The sequence below is a fragment of the Azorhizobium oxalatiphilum genome (assembly GCF_014635325.1).
GTDB classification, from domain to species: Bacteria; Pseudomonadota; Alphaproteobacteria; order Rhizobiales; family Xanthobacteraceae; genus Azorhizobium; species Azorhizobium oxalatiphilum.
Genome location: NZ_BMCT01000005.1, coordinates 242,811 through 258,070, shown reverse-complemented (window position 1 = coordinate 258,070; position 15,260 = coordinate 242,811). Strand labels below are relative to the sequence as shown.

The 15,260-nt window shown below is 62.5% G+C and carries 9 protein-coding genes; 8 read left to right on the top strand and 1 reads right to left on the bottom strand.

Going from position 1 to position 15,260, the window contains the following annotated elements:
• Positions 1-426: 426 nt before the first annotated feature.
• Positions 427-1,536 carry a replication initiation protein gene (locus IEW24_RS17805; protein ID WP_244644515.1) on the top strand — a complete coding sequence of 370 codons (1,110 nt, stop codon included), beginning with the start codon at positions 427-429 and terminating at the stop codon, positions 1,534-1,536.
• Between the two features lie 39 nt (positions 1,537-1,575).
• Here the strand turns inward: IEW24_RS17805 and IEW24_RS17800 are convergent, their stop codons facing one another.
• On the bottom strand, positions 1,576-2,895 hold the full coding sequence (locus IEW24_RS17800; protein ID WP_188581088.1) for a DNA cytosine methyltransferase: 1,320 nt from the start codon (positions 2,893-2,895) through the stop codon (positions 1,576-1,578).
• Positions 2,896-2,975: 80 nt separating this feature from the next.
• On the opposite strand from IEW24_RS17800, the gene IEW24_RS29000 reads away from it, so the two are divergent.
• From IEW24_RS29000 to IEW24_RS17770, 7 genes are all read left to right on the top strand, one after another.
• A complete protein-coding gene (locus IEW24_RS29000; RefSeq protein ID WP_280514984.1) occupies positions 2,976-3,110 on the top strand; it encodes a hypothetical protein in 135 nt (44 codons plus the stop codon).
• 218 nt (positions 3,111-3,328) lie between these two features.
• Positions 3,329-6,589: a site-specific DNA-methyltransferase gene (locus IEW24_RS17795; protein WP_188581086.1), complete on the top strand. Its 3,261-nt coding sequence runs from the start codon at positions 3,329-3,331 to the stop codon at positions 6,587-6,589.
• Positions 6,590-6,595: 6 nt separating this feature from the next.
• Positions 6,596-9,391, top strand: a complete 2,796-nt coding sequence (locus IEW24_RS17790) for a BPTD_3080 family restriction endonuclease (protein WP_188581084.1) — start codon at positions 6,596-6,598, stop codon at positions 9,389-9,391.
• Positions 9,392-9,992: 601 nt separating this feature from the next.
• Positions 9,993-12,344, top strand: a complete 2,352-nt coding sequence (locus IEW24_RS17785; RefSeq protein WP_188581081.1) for a relaxase/mobilization nuclease domain-containing protein — start codon at positions 9,993-9,995, stop codon at positions 12,342-12,344.
• Entirely contained in the window at positions 12,344-12,802 is a 459-nt protein-coding gene (locus IEW24_RS17780) for a hypothetical protein (RefSeq protein WP_188581079.1), read from the top strand. Before IEW24_RS17785 ends, IEW24_RS17780 begins: the two co-directional genes overlap by 1 nt.
• Before the next feature lie 471 nt (positions 12,803-13,273).
• Entirely contained in the window at positions 13,274-14,287 is a 1,014-nt protein-coding gene (locus tag IEW24_RS17775; protein WP_188581076.1) for a glycosyltransferase, read from the top strand.
• Positions 14,284-15,243, top strand: coding sequence for an NAD-dependent epimerase/dehydratase family protein (locus IEW24_RS17770; RefSeq protein ID WP_188581074.1), 960 nt, complete (start codon positions 14,284-14,286; stop codon positions 15,241-15,243). Before IEW24_RS17775 ends, IEW24_RS17770 begins: the two co-directional genes overlap by 4 nt.
• The last annotated feature ends 17 nt before the right edge of the window (positions 15,244-15,260 follow it).

Here is a 15,260-nt window from a genome sequence, read left to right as displayed (position 1 = left end):
CCTTAAAATCGGCATCGCTCGTGGGTCAGGAGGACCCCGCTGATGCCGTGCACGGGATGGACTGATGATCGCCACCGGGTCCGCACAGTTTAGCCTCCCTGCCACACCGGCAGGGTGAACCTGAGGCTGGGCCCCACCCCCAGCCTCGCGACGGCCTTACTTGCTCCCAGCCGTCAACAAATTTCGCCCCCTGAAGATGCCTCTGTCCGGCACTTCGAGACCAAATGGGCGGAGGAGCGGTGGATCCGAGAGGCCATGTCGGGATGGTGCAACCCAAGGACGACACCTGCCTCCCCCGACCAAGACATCTTCATCTCACGCGCCCTTTCCCGCCGCGACCTGATCCGCCGACGCCTTACAGAGGGTTTCATCTTTCATGGCGGTGAGGTCGGAGGACGCCACCGAGCGCCATTCCGGGAAGCGGGCTTGCGGTCCGAAGGCAGTCACGTCCTTCGGCGCATCGTCCAGATCACGCCCCGTGTGTCAAAGATGCAGGTCAGCCGGTCCAAGGACCTGATGTCGGGGACGGATGCGAAGCTGCTCGGCTTGGATGAGCCATGGATCGGCTTGAACCGGGAGGTCCGCTCTGCATTCAGGCTTGACCTCGACCACAGCTTCCCGTCGTGGGACGCTCTTCGGTTCGAGCTGGAGCAGCTCCCGCTACCTTGCCTTCCACATGTGGTGGTCGGCTTCGAGGATGAGAACGGTGTGGTGGAACGCCCGCACGCGATCTATCTTCTTCCGTATAACTCCGGGGTGTGGTTCTCAGACGACCCACGCTGCCGAAAAAACATCATGTCCCTGTGGCGTGCCGTGCATGCTGGGATCACCAAGTCCCTCCTGCCTCTCGGGGCCGACCCCGGCGCCTTGTCTAATCCGGGGAGGATCAAGAATCCCCTGTCGCCCTTCTGGAGCTTCAGAACGTGGAACGAAACAACGTTCCCCAACCTCTCCACCTGGGCCGAGTGGGTGGACACGGGAACCAATCGAGACACCATGATCCGGGAAAGCGCAGCCGCCCTTGCAGGTAGCAGCCGAAACGCCAGCAACCTACTGTTCTCACTCTTCCAGACGTGGTCCTATCAAACCCTTCGCGACCTCAATCAGGCGCAGGATCCAGCCTATATGCAGGCGGTGGAGCGCAAGGACTCGGATGCCATTGCTGAGATACTATTCCGGACCTTGGTCGGACGGGCGAGTGCCGAGTCAGACAAGCCGAAACAGGCTCAGGCGATTTTGTACCGCGTCACGACCTATGCAGCCGATCACTGGGATGCGAACCGATGCTCCCGGGATGCCTCGCGTGATCGCGGCGCGTGTGCGGACGAGGTGGACGGCATCACCGGTACATCAGCCCGGCAAGTCCATGGCGCTCGCTATGCGGCTGCGCTACGGAAGTCGCGTTCGGCAGCCCTGATCCAGGAAGCCATCGTATCCGCCAAGGCAGCCGGCGAGCCTGTCACGAAGTCGGCCATCGCCCGCCGAACCGGCCTGTCACGCCCCACCGTCCATGCGGGATGGCCGGTGGGGGTGTAAAGTTCAGTGTATAGTAAAAAAGAGAGATTTTGATCCGGTTCAAGATACCTCGACCGCGCGCCTCTTTCGAATGATGGCGTCAAGACTGGGCATGCTCGTGCTTGTCGTCTCTGTATCATCGTCCAGGGACCATGGGTGGGGTTCCCGGAGAGATGCTCTCCACTCGGCATGCAGCGCGAGGACGGCTGCAAGATCGGATCTGACCGATGCGCTCAATGTGGCGAACCCACTCGCACGTTGAAGCATGGTCTGTTCGAGAGCTGAGTCTTCAAGGACGCGCCCCTTCAAGAGGGCGCGGGCCTGATGCAACCGGCTCGACTTGTTCCGAAGCACGGTCCCCGTATATCCCTTTACGGTCTCTAGCCATTCGACGAACGCATCCTCTGGCACCGGAACGGTTTCCCCCCGGTGTCGAGAGAGGATGGCTCGTCCGACAGCTTCGGCAAGCGGCGCAGGCAGGGCATTGGCGATCATGACATCGCGGTCACGCACCCGCTTCACTCCATCCCATTTCCAAGTTTCAGGAAAGCCCTGCAATCTAGCGAGTTCCTGCCAGGAGAGGGAGGGGACCTTCGCTGCTGGCGCCAGGTCGTTCTTATGAGCCTGGTAGCCTCGCGTGGCGCGCTCCCGGGAGCTTCGAATGATGGTCGGGCAAGGTTCGTCGATGGAACGCACGCCCTGGCCACCGGAGAACGGCCGCATGAAGTAAACGCGTGTGGCATCCGATGTCCCGCTGGGGTTGATGCCGACGTCGCCAAGAATGTCCCGGACGTTGGTGCGAGGTGCATCCTTGGTGACCTCCAGTGCACTGCTGAGGAAGCCGTCCACTTCACCGAGACGCCCCACCAGAATGAAGCGTTTCCGTGCCTGCCCGACCCCGTAATGGCTGGCATCCAGCTTCATCTCGGATAGACCATAGCCCCCGCGCTTGAGAATGCGCCTCGCGCGCTGCCACGCCTTGGACTTCGTGACCTCGGTCACGTTCTCCATCATAATCCATTCTGGTCTCACCACCGCGATAAGGACCGCGAAGGCTAGGGTCATGTCGGCTCGGGTTCCTTCCACCTGCTGCCCCGCCCGGGAGAAATCCTGGCACGGAGGCCCCCCAGCGATCATATCGACATTTTTGAGGAGGACTTCCGGGACGAGTCCCAGAAGATCGCCGAGATCCCCCGCTTTACCGTGGTGGCCACGGTTCAATGGAAGCGGACGCAGAAGCGTCTTCTTCATCGGGAAATTGTCTTTGTAGACCGCCAACGCCGGAGCCCAGGTGTCATAGGCCGCGACGATATTGAAGCCCGCATTTCGCAGCCCCAATGACATTCCGCCTGCGCCACAGCAGACTTCGACGACATTCATGATTACGCCCTCCCCACCACAGCCATGAGGGCGTCACGAACGCCGCCGTTCGGAATGCTCCCCATTGTGAAGCTAGAGCCATGGGGTTGCATGAGGCTGCCGCCGCTGCGGAAGCGATCCGGCGTGCACTCGGTACGGTGGTCAACGCGCAGCTTCTCATGGACGGGCTCGACAGCATGAGCTGCTGCACCGCCCCCGAGACGGTTCACACCTGATGCGGGCGCGCTGCCATTCCCAAACACGTCGACGCCGTCATGGACGGCCGGCGGCGCACGAATCTCACGCTCGCGAACGCAATGATGTCTTCCCAGCGGTCGGGATGAGACACACACGGGTAGCCCCGTCCACCGCAACGGCCGTTTCTGGCGTGCAAATGGACAACCGGCGCGATAGGTAATGGGAAACAAGACCTTTTCGAGAGTTCCAGGCGCCCATGTCCGACCTTTCCGACCTGATCCTGTCCCTGATACCCGAAGACGGTTCCTCCATCGGCAACAGCGCGATGCTAGCGCGCCTGCGCGAGCAGATCCCCAACCTTGAGGACGGCGATTACACCGCTGCGCGTGACATCCTGATCGATGAAGGGCTGCTGGGCCGCGGCAGGGGACGTGGAGGATCGATCTTCCGTGTTCTCAACGATCTGGATGAAGAGGATGACAGCGACGATCTGGATGATGACGACGGCGATGAGGATGAGGGGTTCGAACTGACCCTCACCGAAGAAGCAGCGCCGCGCCAACGCAAGGCAAGTGCCGTAAAGAAGGCAGCGCGCAAGGCGGACGGCCCTTTGCAGGTACTGAGCTATCGCCATGGCGAGACCCGGGTAAACAATCCCGAAGTCGGAATGGTCCATGCCGGCACCGATCCGGATGGCGAGAAGACGGTCTGGGCCTATGACCCGCATCTTGACCCAGTGCTGAACTTCGATCCGGCACGCGCGGGAATCGAGAGGCTGATCAACGATGCGCTCGCATCGGGCGATCCCGAGATGATGCGCGACGCGCTGCTAGAGCTGAAAAGGTTGCAGGCTCCCTATCTACACTGGACGGGCAAGGCGGAGCGGACGAGCGTCGAGGTCGATACCGTCTCGCTGCATGTCCATGAACGTGTCGACCCGGCAACTATTCTGGCCAACGCGGCGCAACGTCTTAAGGGCAAAGACGCAGCGGCACAGTGGCGGCAGCCGGACTTCTTCGCGGCGCCATTCGAGAACCTGCCGCTACGCCAGGCGCTAGATTTTTACCAACACGAAAAGGGCTGGTCGAACCGGCTGGTGGCCGGTGACAGCCTGCTGGTGATGAACTCGCTCCTTACGAAGGAGAGCATGGGCGGCAAGGTCCAGATGATCTACATCGACCCGCCTTACGGGATCAAATACGGGTCGAACTTCCAGCCCTTCGTAAACAAGCGCGATGTCAAGGATCGCGCGGACGAGGATCTCACCCAGGAACCCGAGATGATCAAGGCGTTCCGGGACACCTGGGAGCTCGGTATTCACTCCTACCTCACATATCTGCGCGACCGGTTGATGCTGGCGCGAGAATTGCTGAGCGAGAGCGGATCGGTATTTGTGCAGATTTCGGATGAGAACCTGCACCACGTTCGGCAGCTTCTCTCTGAGGTGTTCGGATCTCGAAATACGATGTCTCTAATCAGCTACTCAACAACTGGAGGATTTGATACGTCGGGCCTAAGCAGAACCGGTGACTACATCCTCTGGTTCGCCAAAAACAAGAGCCTAGTGAAGTTCAACCGCATATACCTACACAAGGACCGGGCTGAGGCAGCTCGCGGGGACTACGACCAAGGGCAATTTGACAACGGTAGCCGTGGCCCATTGCCGAAAGAGCAACGCCAGCGGCCAGAAACCATTCCCGACCAAACAAAAATCTTTACCGATGACAATCCGAGCTCCCAGGGTGAAGGCGCGGCAACTGCGGACTGGGAATGGTGTGGGATGACCTTCCACCCAGGTGCCGGCAACCATTGGAAGGCGCCAGTACCTCACGGAATGCGACGCCTGACCCGCGCGAATCGCTTCCTAATAACACCGCGCGGCAAGTTGAGATATGTTCGTTTCTTCGCCGACTTCGATCAGGTGCCGATTACGGATACTTGGTTCGACATTGCTGGTGCTGTGCAGGATCGCGCGGATCCCAAAGTTTACGTTGTTCAGACCAGCAACAAGATCATCGAACGTTGCATTCTCATGACCACCGATCCTGGCGATCTGGTGCTCGATCCGACCTGCGGCTCCGGCACCTCCGCCTTCGTCTCCGAAAAATGGGGCCGCCGCTGGATCACCTGCGACACCTCGCGAGTGGCGATTTCCTTGGCGAAGCAAAGACTGATGACAGCCAGCTTCGATTACTATGCCCTACGCTATCCTCATGAGGGCTTGAGGGGGGGATTCGACTACGAGACGACCCCGCGCATAATGCTCGGAAAAATCGCCAACAATCCCGATATCGACACGATCTACGAGGAGGATCATCCGAAGATCACGGTGACCCTAGCGCATATTAATGCTGCGTTGGCAGCAGCCCCGCCGAAGCTCTTCAAGCCTGTGCTGGGCGTGCGCAAGAACAAGCTGATCGACTTCGCGAACGGCGACACGCTGCACGAATGGGAAGTACCCTTCGACTGGCCGGACGATTGGCCTGAACCCGCCAGGCCGTCCTTCGAAGCCTTCCACGCCGCCCGGCAGGCAATGCAGCACCGCATAGACCAGTCCATCGCGGATCATGCCGAACAGGAGACGCTTTACGACAAGCCGCGGAAAGATCCGAATAAGCTTCGCATCTGTGGGCCCTTCTCAGTCGAAGCCGTGCCGGCGCCGACAGTCCTTTCGCTGGACGACAGCGTGTCGCCGCAAGAGGCCGACGAAACCGTTGCCCGTTCAGGCGAGACCTCACGCCAGGCGCTATGGCGCGACGAACTGCTCAAGACAGGCGTGCGCGGCAAGGGCGGCGCAATGCTCCGCTTCGCCGAGTTTGAAACGTTGCCGGGGCTGAAACACATCCATGCCAGTGGCTCACTGGCCGACACGGGGGAGCGTATCGTCGTCAGCTTCGGCCCCGAACACGCGGCACTGGAGCAGCGGCAGGTGGAGCTTGCCCTATCTGAGGCGGAGACATTGCGTCCGTCGCCCAAGTTCATTCTGTTCTGCGCCTTCACCTTCGATCCGGAGGCAGCCAAGGACATCGACGAGGTGAACTGGCCCGGCGTCACCTTGCTGAAGGCCCAGATGAACACCGACCTCTTGACCGAGGATCTGAAAAAAGGCCGCAGCTCTAACCAATCCTTCTGGCTCATGGGTCAGCCGGATGTAGAGCTGCGCAAGCGCAAGGACGGATTGTGGGAGGTCGAAGTCAATGGCTTCGATTATTTCGATCCACGCAAGGGGGATCTGGTGTCCGGCGGTACGAAGCAGATCGCCATGTGGTCGCTGGATGTGGACTACGACAATCGCTCGCTGATGCCCCATCAGGTGTTCTTCCCGATGGCGGATGCCAAGGGCGGCTGGAACCGTCTGCGCAAGACAGTGCGTGCGGAGCTGGACGAGGAGCTGCTGGAGCAGTTCCACGGAACCGTCTCGCTGCCATTCAAGACCGGCGAGAACCGGCGCATCGCGGTCAAGATCGTGGATGACCGCGGTATCGAGTCCCTCAAGATCATGCCCCTCGAGGGGTGAGCCAGCATGTCCCTGATCATCAATTCGCCCTTCGTCTGCCCCGCGCAGCATTGGGTCGAGAGCAAGAGCGGCAAGCTGGAGATCAAGCCTCAACGGCGGCCGGCGAGCTACGAGATATTCGACGCCCGGAACAATACCAAGCGCACGGAGACGCTGGACCTGGTGAACACGATCCGGACGCGCGTGGATCAATGGCGTGAGGACGGCTGGCCCGGCGTGACCATCGTCACCCGCAAGCTGCTCGAACACTGGCATGATCGCGAAGCTCGGCAGCACCCGTTCTACTTCTGCCAGCTCGAAGCGATCGAGACGCTGATCTGGTGGGCCGAGGGCATCGAGGCCTACAAGCAGGGCATCGCGATCCCCGGCGATGGCGGGATGTGGGAGCGCCTGTGCAACAAGATGGCGACGGGCGCGGGCAAGACCACGGTGATGGCGATGATCATCACCTGGCAGGTGCTGAACGCACTGACGTATCCGAAGCGGAACAAGGATTTCAGCCGCGCCGTGTTCATCGTTGCCCCGGGATTGACCGTGAAGGAACGGCTGCGGGTGCTGATGCCGAGCGAGGGCAGCTACTACGACGAATTTAACCTGTGCCCGTCCGAGGCGCTGCGCCAGAAGCTGAACCAGGCCGAGGTGTTGATAGAAAATTGGCACACGTTGATGCCGCTGAAAGACAAAGACCGATCGGTCGTCAAGAAGGGACGCGAGTCCGACGAGGCCTTCACGCGGCGCGTGCTCGGCAAGCTTGCCGCGCACAAGGACATCATTGTCATCAACGACGAGGCGCACCACGCCTATCGCAAGCCGCCCGAGATAAAGATCAGCAAGAAGGCGGCGGAAGAGCACGGCATCGACCTGGACGAGGCCACGCGCTGGATCGAGGGGCTGGACCGCATCCACAAGACCCGGCGCATCCAACGCTGTTTTGACCTCTCGGCCACGCCCTTCGCCCCCACGGGCAAGAAGAGCACCGAGACGGCGCTGTTTGACTGGATCATCTCGGATTTCGGTTTGAATGACGCGATTGAGGCGGGTCTGGTGAAGACTCCGCGTGTCGTTGTCCGTGACGACGCCGTCCCCGATGCCAAGACGCTGCGCTCGAAGCTCTACCACATCTACCGCGACCCATCCGTGTCCGAGGACCTGAACCGAGCGAAGGCAGAGCCACACGAAGCCCTGCCGAAGCTGGTCCAGGACGCCTACACGCTGCTCGGTGCCGATTGGCGGGAGACCCGGGCGCGCTGGCAAGAGGCCGGACATCATTCCCCGCCCGTCATGCTCACGGTGTGCAATCGCACGGAGACCGCAGCCCGCGTCGAGACGTACTTCAACAAGGGCGATGCACACTGGCCAGAGCTGCACGCCCCCAACCGGACGCTCCGGGTCGACTCCAAGGTGCTGGAGAAAGCTGAGATTGGTGAGACCGCTTCGTCCGACAAGGACTACGAGGCCCGTCTGAAGGCGATCATCGACGCGGCACGTATCCCCGAAACCCGCCGCGAGCAGTTCCTAGCCCTGAAGAAGGAAGAACTGCTTCGCGAGATCGTGGACAACGTGGGCAAGCGGGGCGCAGCCGGCCAAGACCTACAGAACGTCATATCGGTGGCGATGCTGTCGGAAGGCTGGGACGCCAAGAACGTAACGCACATCATGGGGCTTCGAGCCTTTACGTCCCAGCTCCTCTGCGAACAGGTGGTGGGGCGAGGATTGCGCCGGGTGTCTTACGACACCGACGAGAACGGCTTGTTCCTTCCGGAATACGTTAACGTCTTCGGCGTGCCCCTCTCGATTTCGGAGACCGGCGAAGGCGGAGAGGCTCCGCCGCCCCCGAAGCCGACCACGCAGATCGAGGTCGTGCCGGACCGGGCGCATCTGGAGATTCGCTGGCCGAACGTGCTGCGGGTCGAGACCGTCGTCAGGCCGCAGCTCGTCATCGATTGGAAGAAGGTCGCACCACTGATCCTCGATCCAGCCAGCACTCCCATCAGTGCAGACCTTGCGCCGGCGCTCGGCGGCGCCACCGACATGAGCAAGGTCACTGCGATTGATCTCGAGAAGCTTCCGGATGGTTTCCGTCTACAGCGCCTCGTGTTCCAGGCCGCCCGGAAGGCGTTTGAAGAGCTCAGCCATGGGTTCACTGGCACCCACGAGTACCTCGCAGCGCAGATGGTCAGGATCGTCGAGGCGTTCCTGAAGTCCGACCGTCTCGCTATCCCATCCTTGTTTCACTCTGACCCTCTCCGCCGACGAATCCTCATTGCGCTGAACATCGACCTCGTCGTCCAGCATTTGCTCAGCCATGTGACCGAGCAGAACACGGAACGTCTTACGCCCGTGTTTGACGAAGAAAATCCGATCGGCGCCACGGGCCAGATGCGCACCTGGTACACGACCAAGCCATGTTTCCCGACGATCAGATCACACATCAGCCATCTGGTCGGGGACTCCGCGTGGGAGGGACACGCAGCCAACGTCTTCGAGAAGCACGAGAGCGTCTTGGCGTACGCCAAGAACGATCATCTCGGGTTCCAGGTCTATTACATGTGGGCAGGCTCCCGGCGGCGATACGTCCCGGACTTCCTCGTGCGCCTTGTGGGCGGGACGATCCTTGCTCTCGAGATCAAGGGTACGGATAGCCCGCAGAACAAGGCCAAGCGAGACGCATTGGCCGAATGGGTCAAGGCCATCAATGCGGCGGGCGGTTTCGGTCGCTGGGCATGGGACGTCGCGTTCAAGCCGGGAGAGATCCAAGACATCATCACGAAGCATACGGCTGTCCCCGAGCCTGCGGCGTAGCGCTGGCGGACCGCGAAGCCTGACCAGCGCGTGACGGCCTGACTTGTTCAACGTCCGCCGGCGACCAATCCTCTCAGAAACCGGGAGAGGGTGAGAAGCCAGCCATGATGGTTCCACCCCCAAGCAGGCCATGGGGAGGCTTCGCCTCCCCCGTGGACCCCCACCCCTCCCGGAAGGGAGGACGCTGCATGAAACATCCGAAGCCGAACGATCCGACGCGCAGCGTCCATGTTCGTCTCTCACCAGCGCTCGGATCTGCGCTGGACACCGCCTCGGCCAGTTCGGACCTATCGGCGGCGGGATGGGCGCGGCAGGCAATTGCCCGTGCCCTTCCCGACAGTGAAGTGGCTTCACTGAAACTGCCGCCATCTCCCCGACGCCGTTCCGTTGTCGTCCCGCCGGAAGACATCGCTGCGGTAGGTCGCCTCGCTGGTGCCGTAGCTCGCTGCACCGGGGCAACGATACAGCTTTCCAAGGCGCTCCGTGAATCCGCGGCACCGGCCCATATGGAGGCGGAAACGGTCTTGGCGGACCTCCGGGCGGCTCAACGCGATCTCGTCTCCGTCGTCGGAATCCTCCGGCGACGCCTTGGCTCCTGACCATGATTTCCGGCGCAACCCGAGGAGCGGGAGGCAGCGCCCTGGCGCGGCATCTGCTTTCCCGGAAGGGCGGTCAGACCGTGCGAATCCTGCCAGCCAGACATCTGGCGGGCGCGAGCCTTCCTGACCAGATCGCAGAACTGATGGCGGTCTCCGCCCACGGCTCGACGAGCCGGCCAGTTCATCATCTGCACGTAGATCCGCCTATTGGATCGAACGCGGACTCCGTAACGAACACCTTCGTTACGCGCTACGAGGCAGAATTCGGCCTGTCCGACGCGCCACGCTGCGGGGTGAAGCATGTCAAATCCGGGCGAGCCCACTTCCATCTCGTCTATTCGCTCGTCACCTCTGAGGGCCGGACAGTCTCGCTCAGGCATGATTATGCAAGGCGCGAAAAGGTTGCCCGGATCACCGAACATGAATGCGGCCTCGCACTCGTTCCGGGGAAACACAACCGCGCGGTTCATTCGGCATTGATACGCGATGGGAGACTTGACGTCGCTGATGCGATGGCGGCGGCCGGCCTTCTTGATCGCCCCCGCCCCATCGCTTCAACAACACCGAAAGAGCGAGCCTGGGCGGAACGCACCGGCATTCCCGTCCATCAGATCCGTCTCCACGCCCTCGCGGCGTGGCGGGCGTCCGACGACGGCGAAACGTTCTCGTCCATCCTAGGCAAGATGGGACTGAAACTCGCCCAAGGGGATCGCGGCGCCATCATTCTCGATACCGCCGGCTCGGCTCACAGCCTCACCCGGATCCTTGCGGCAGCCGCCCGCCAGGACGGCGACCACATCACCGCGTCGATGGTGCGAAAGCGCATCCCGCACCTTCCCCTCCCCGCCATGGAGACCAACGCCTATGACCTCGACGCAACCCGCTCCAAGAACACAGGCCGAAGCCATTTACCGCGAAGCCCTCGGGGCGAGGAAAGCGTCCCAGAGCCTGCTTCCGCTGCTGGAACTGCTAGAGGAGCCGGAGGCAGGTGGAAGCCTCGACGAGATCAAGCTTCTGCTGGCCACGATGATCGAGATCCTCGGGCAACACGGTCGAATCCTGGAACGGATAGCCGCAGAGATCGGACCCACGACGGATCGTCGCCCCACGCTCCCCTGACTGCCTTGCAGCTTCCCGGAACAGAAGGGAAGGAATCGAAGGTCGAGGGAATCCAGATGCGCCCGGAACGCCGCTTGATCCGGGATCGTGCGGCAGCCCATGCACTTTCCCGGCTCGATTTACAGCTCCTCCTGCAAGCGGCCCAGGAACTGGCCGCCGGCAACGCCGGCACACATGCTGTTTCCTGGCACCACAGGAGAAAGTCGATGCAGAACACCAGGGGATTCCGGTCAACGAGCAAGCCCAGGCCGGACCGCAAGATCGAACTTCTCACGGCGATCGCCCCGCCAGGCTTTGGCACGGACCGGTGGCGAGAGCATATTCACATGATCCATCCGGGCGGCCCCGCAACGCGCCCGAGGATCATGACCACGGATCGGGGGCTGATCGAACTCGACCAGCGCTCCGGCAAAGTGTTGGTCTGGGGTAAGAGGGGCATCGCGACCGAATTGGCGCGCGCTCTTGCTGATGCGGGGAACTGGCAGGTCGAACACCTCGACGGCTTCGTGGAAGTGGCGCGCCGCGATCCCCATGGCGCCCGCAGCCCGGCGAGCAGAATCCCTGCTTCACGGGCGTCTCCCGCCTCGCGTGCCCTCTGGTGGCGGGAGCGAGGCTATCAGACTCTTGCCACTCCGGACGGAGTTTGGGTAGACGCAGGCAGCACCCGCATCCGGGACTTGGGGGACCGGCTGGAGTTGCACGGACCGGTTTCCGACGAATCCATTCTGGCTGCCGTCACGAAGGCCAAGGAAGAATGGAAAGGCGGGTTGGAGATCGACGGCCAATGGGCCCAACGAGATCTGGACCGCATCTGGGTGGAATGCCAGCGCCAGGGTGTCGTGGCTGAGAACTGTAAGCCCTCGCGGCAAGCCATCGAATCCTGGGAGCGGGAGAAAGCCGCGACCGTGCGGCGCGACGAAACCCTGAGCCTTCTTCGAGCCAGAGTGAAGGAAGCAGAACTCCTGCGGGAAGCGGCATCGGGCGCCCCCGAAGTTGTCAATCGTCTGCCCCCGGAGCTGCGCGCATTCGTGACAAGCTATCTGGATGACACCCAGCGTACCGAACTCGGTCGCATGTCCACCGACGCCATCGTCACCGAACTGTCCCGATTCCGATCCCTCGGCCACGAAGAGACCGAAAGGGCCAAGCGAAATGGCGAGCCGGATCCAGGCCTTCAGCGTGCCGTTCCCAAACCGTCTGGTCCGGCTCCAGAACTGTCGCCGAGGAGCGCGTGATGCAGCTCAACGCGGACGTTCGATTGATGAGACGCTACGTCATATCCCGTGCGGCGGGCCGCGCCATACCGGAATGGACATACTTCGTTCCGCAACTCGCTGAAGGCATGGGGGCATGGCTTCGTGGGGACGAGAAGACCGCCAAGGCAACGGAGCACTGGCGTCGGGAGCGACGTCCAAGCGAGCCCTGGTGTCCCTGGCTCGGCCGCCGGTGCGGCGTTCTGGAGGATATGGCGTTGCAGGCTTTCTTCATGACGGTTCCCGAGGACGGGTGGAGCCGCCTGGACGTGGCCGTCAGTCGCACACCCAGTCGTTGCTTCCGGGAATGGCGCGCGAGCGGGGAGAGGTTGCTCGCCTTCATCGAAGAGAGCATCGACGCCCCGCCGAATCCCGGACCGGCCGCTGGGTGGCCCGCGAAGCGCGGCGTCGGAATGAGGAGCCTCCTTGCGCTTCGCTGACGACGGCGGTGTTCCCGGAAGGGCTCTATCAGTTCACGGAACATGACCGCTTCCCTTCAGTCTCCAAGGCCCTGATGCAAAATGTCTTGCACGCCTGTCGTACAAGGCTGTACCTCATGCTGAAGGCGTGAGCGGAAACGCGAACGGGTCCAGCACGTTACGAAGTCAACATTTTTGAGCTGGGACTCCTGGCGCCCCAGCCACTTTCCGATGTGTTTTCAACATGGTGCGAGCATAAGCCGCCGGAGACACCGGAACAGACGGTGAATTCGAACCGCACAAAGCCCGCACAATTGCCTTTCGCACCTGCGCGATGCACGGCCTTCCAAGCAAAAAGCCTCGACGCTTGACCGCTTCAACCGAGCCGTGTGATGCACTCAAGCTGATCGGTACAGGTAATGGGACGCGGGCGCACAGCCCCCGGGCGGAGTTTCCGCCCGCGCATCCGAGATACAGGCGACAGAGCATTTCATGTCTTTCGATACTCCCGTCTCCATTTCCGTGGTCGTGCCGGTCTATTCGGGCGAGGCCTTCCTGGCCGACCTGATTGCACAGCTCGAACAGGTGCGGACGGGCTGGCGGGAGCGCGGCGCGCCCATGGAGCTGTCCGAGGTCATCCTCGTGGACGATTCCGCAATCGACGGATCCCCGGCCGTGATCGACCGGCTGGCCGCCGAGCATGGCTGGGTGACGGCCATCCATCTGATGCGCAACTTCGGCCAGCACGCGGCCACCATCGCCGGCGTGCTGCACAGCTCCGGTGACTGGGTGGTCACGCTGGACGAGGATCTCCAGCACCCGCCGTCCGAGATCGAGACCCTGCTGCGACAGGCCGTGGGAGCGGGTTCAGACATCGTCTATGCCAAGCCGGCCAGCGCCGTGCATGAGGCCCGCTGGCGCGACTGGGCTTCGCGCGGCTTCAAGAAGATGATGGTCTTCCTGACCGGAAATCCCAACATCTCCCACTTCAACAGCTTCCGCCTGCTGCGCGGCTCCATGGCTCGCGCCGCCTCCAGCGTGTGCGGCTACGATACCTATTTCGACGTGGCGCTCTCCTGGTTCACCAAGCGGATCGGCGTGCTGACGCTGGAACTGAAGGATCAGCGCTTCATATCCAGCGGAAGCAGCGGCTACAGCTTCCGCCGTCTGCTCTCCCACGCCCGCCGCCTGCTGATCTCCAGTCAGGTGAAGGTGATCCGCATGTTCGGCCTCGTGGGCATGAGCGTGGTCGGCATCGCCATGCTCGGTGCCATCGCGCTGCTGCTGCAGAAGATCATCTCGCCGGACACCATCAACGTGACCGGCTGGACCTCGCTGATGCTGGCCATTCTCTTTCTCGGCGGTGTCATCGCTTTCATGGTGGCGCTGGCACTGGAGTATCTGTCCACGCTGGTGCAGGCTTCCCACGGCAAGCCGCTGTTCTTCACCGTGGACCGCTCCATCGACGCACGGCTGGCCGATTATTTCCGGTCGCAGCCCACATGAGGCTCATCGTCCGCCACAGCCCGGAGGGGGACGGGCGGCATGTGGTGGCCGTCTTCGGCATCGGCCTCGTGGGCGGGGCCGTGATCCGCGCCCTGCGCTCGCATGAGATCGCTCCCGCACAGGATCTCCCGCTCGACTGGCGTGACCCCGCCCGGCGCGCCGCCGACCTCACCCAGATTTCGCAGGGCATCGAGGCCCTTGCCCCGCATCTCGGGCCGCTGAAGGCGCTGGATTTCGTCTGGGCGGCAGGACGCGCCGGATTCGCCGCCCGGCATGAGGATGTCGAACCGGAGATCGCCGCCTTTCGCGACGTGGTGAGCTGGACCCGCGATCTGGCCGATGCCCTGCCCGACACCCGGCACACCTTCCACATGCTCAGTTCCGCCGGCGGCCTGTTCGAAGGCCAGCGCTTCATCGATGCGCAGTCCCAGCCCCGGCCGCTGCGCCCCTATGGCGAGGCGAAGCTGGTGCAGGAGGGGATCGTGGATGATCTGCGCACCACCATGGTGGCGCATGTCTACCGCCCCAGCTCCGTCTACGGCTTCAGCGGGCCCGGCGGGCGGGCAGGCCTGCTGAACACGCTGGTGGACAATGCCAAGAAGCATGCGCCCTCGCGCATCTTCGGCGGGCTCGATACGATCCGCGACTATGTGCTGTCTTCGGACATCGGCACCTTCATCGGCCGCCGGATCGCCCAGCCCGACGATGTGTCCCGCACCCATCTGCTCGCCAGCGGCAAGCCCGCCTCCATGACGCAGATGCTGCGGATCGCCAGCAAGGTGGTCGGGCATCCGCTCTATCTCAAGTTCGATGTCCAGCCCTCCAATGCGGGCCATATCACCTACCGAGCATCCGCGCTGCCGCAGGACTGGCGGCCGACCGACCTTGAGACGGGCATACGGCAGGTGGCGCGTCAGCTCTCGCTATCGTTCGAGGCTGGTGCTAGACGTCGTTGAACGGGCTGACGGTGGGC

What these genes read in the sequence shown, in the direction of transcription:
- IEW24_RS17800 (WP_188581088.1), bottom strand. Translation starts at nt 2,895, where the DNA reads ATGAATGTCGTCGAAGTCTGCTGTGGCGCAGGCGGAATGTCATTGGGG.
- IEW24_RS29000 (WP_280514984.1), top strand. Translation starts at nt 2,976, where the DNA reads ATGGGGTTGCATGAGGCTGCCGCCGCTGCGGAAGCGATCCGGCGTGCA.
- IEW24_RS17795 (WP_188581086.1), top strand. Translation starts at nt 3,329, where the DNA reads ATGTCCGACCTTTCCGACCTGATCCTGTCCCTGATACCCGAAGACGGT.
- IEW24_RS17790 (WP_188581084.1), top strand. Translation starts at nt 6,596, where the DNA reads ATGTCCCTGATCATCAATTCGCCCTTCGTCTGCCCCGCGCAGCATTGG.
- IEW24_RS17785 (WP_188581081.1), top strand. Translation starts at nt 9,993, where the DNA reads ATGATTTCCGGCGCAACCCGAGGAGCGGGAGGCAGCGCCCTGGCGCGG.
- IEW24_RS17780 (WP_188581079.1), top strand. Translation starts at nt 12,344, where the DNA reads ATGCAGCTCAACGCGGACGTTCGATTGATGAGACGCTACGTCATATCC.
- IEW24_RS17775 (WP_188581076.1), top strand. Translation starts at nt 13,274, where the DNA reads ATGTCTTTCGATACTCCCGTCTCCATTTCCGTGGTCGTGCCGGTCTAT.
- IEW24_RS17770 (WP_188581074.1), top strand. Translation starts at nt 14,284, where the DNA reads ATGAGGCTCATCGTCCGCCACAGCCCGGAGGGGGACGGGCGGCATGTG.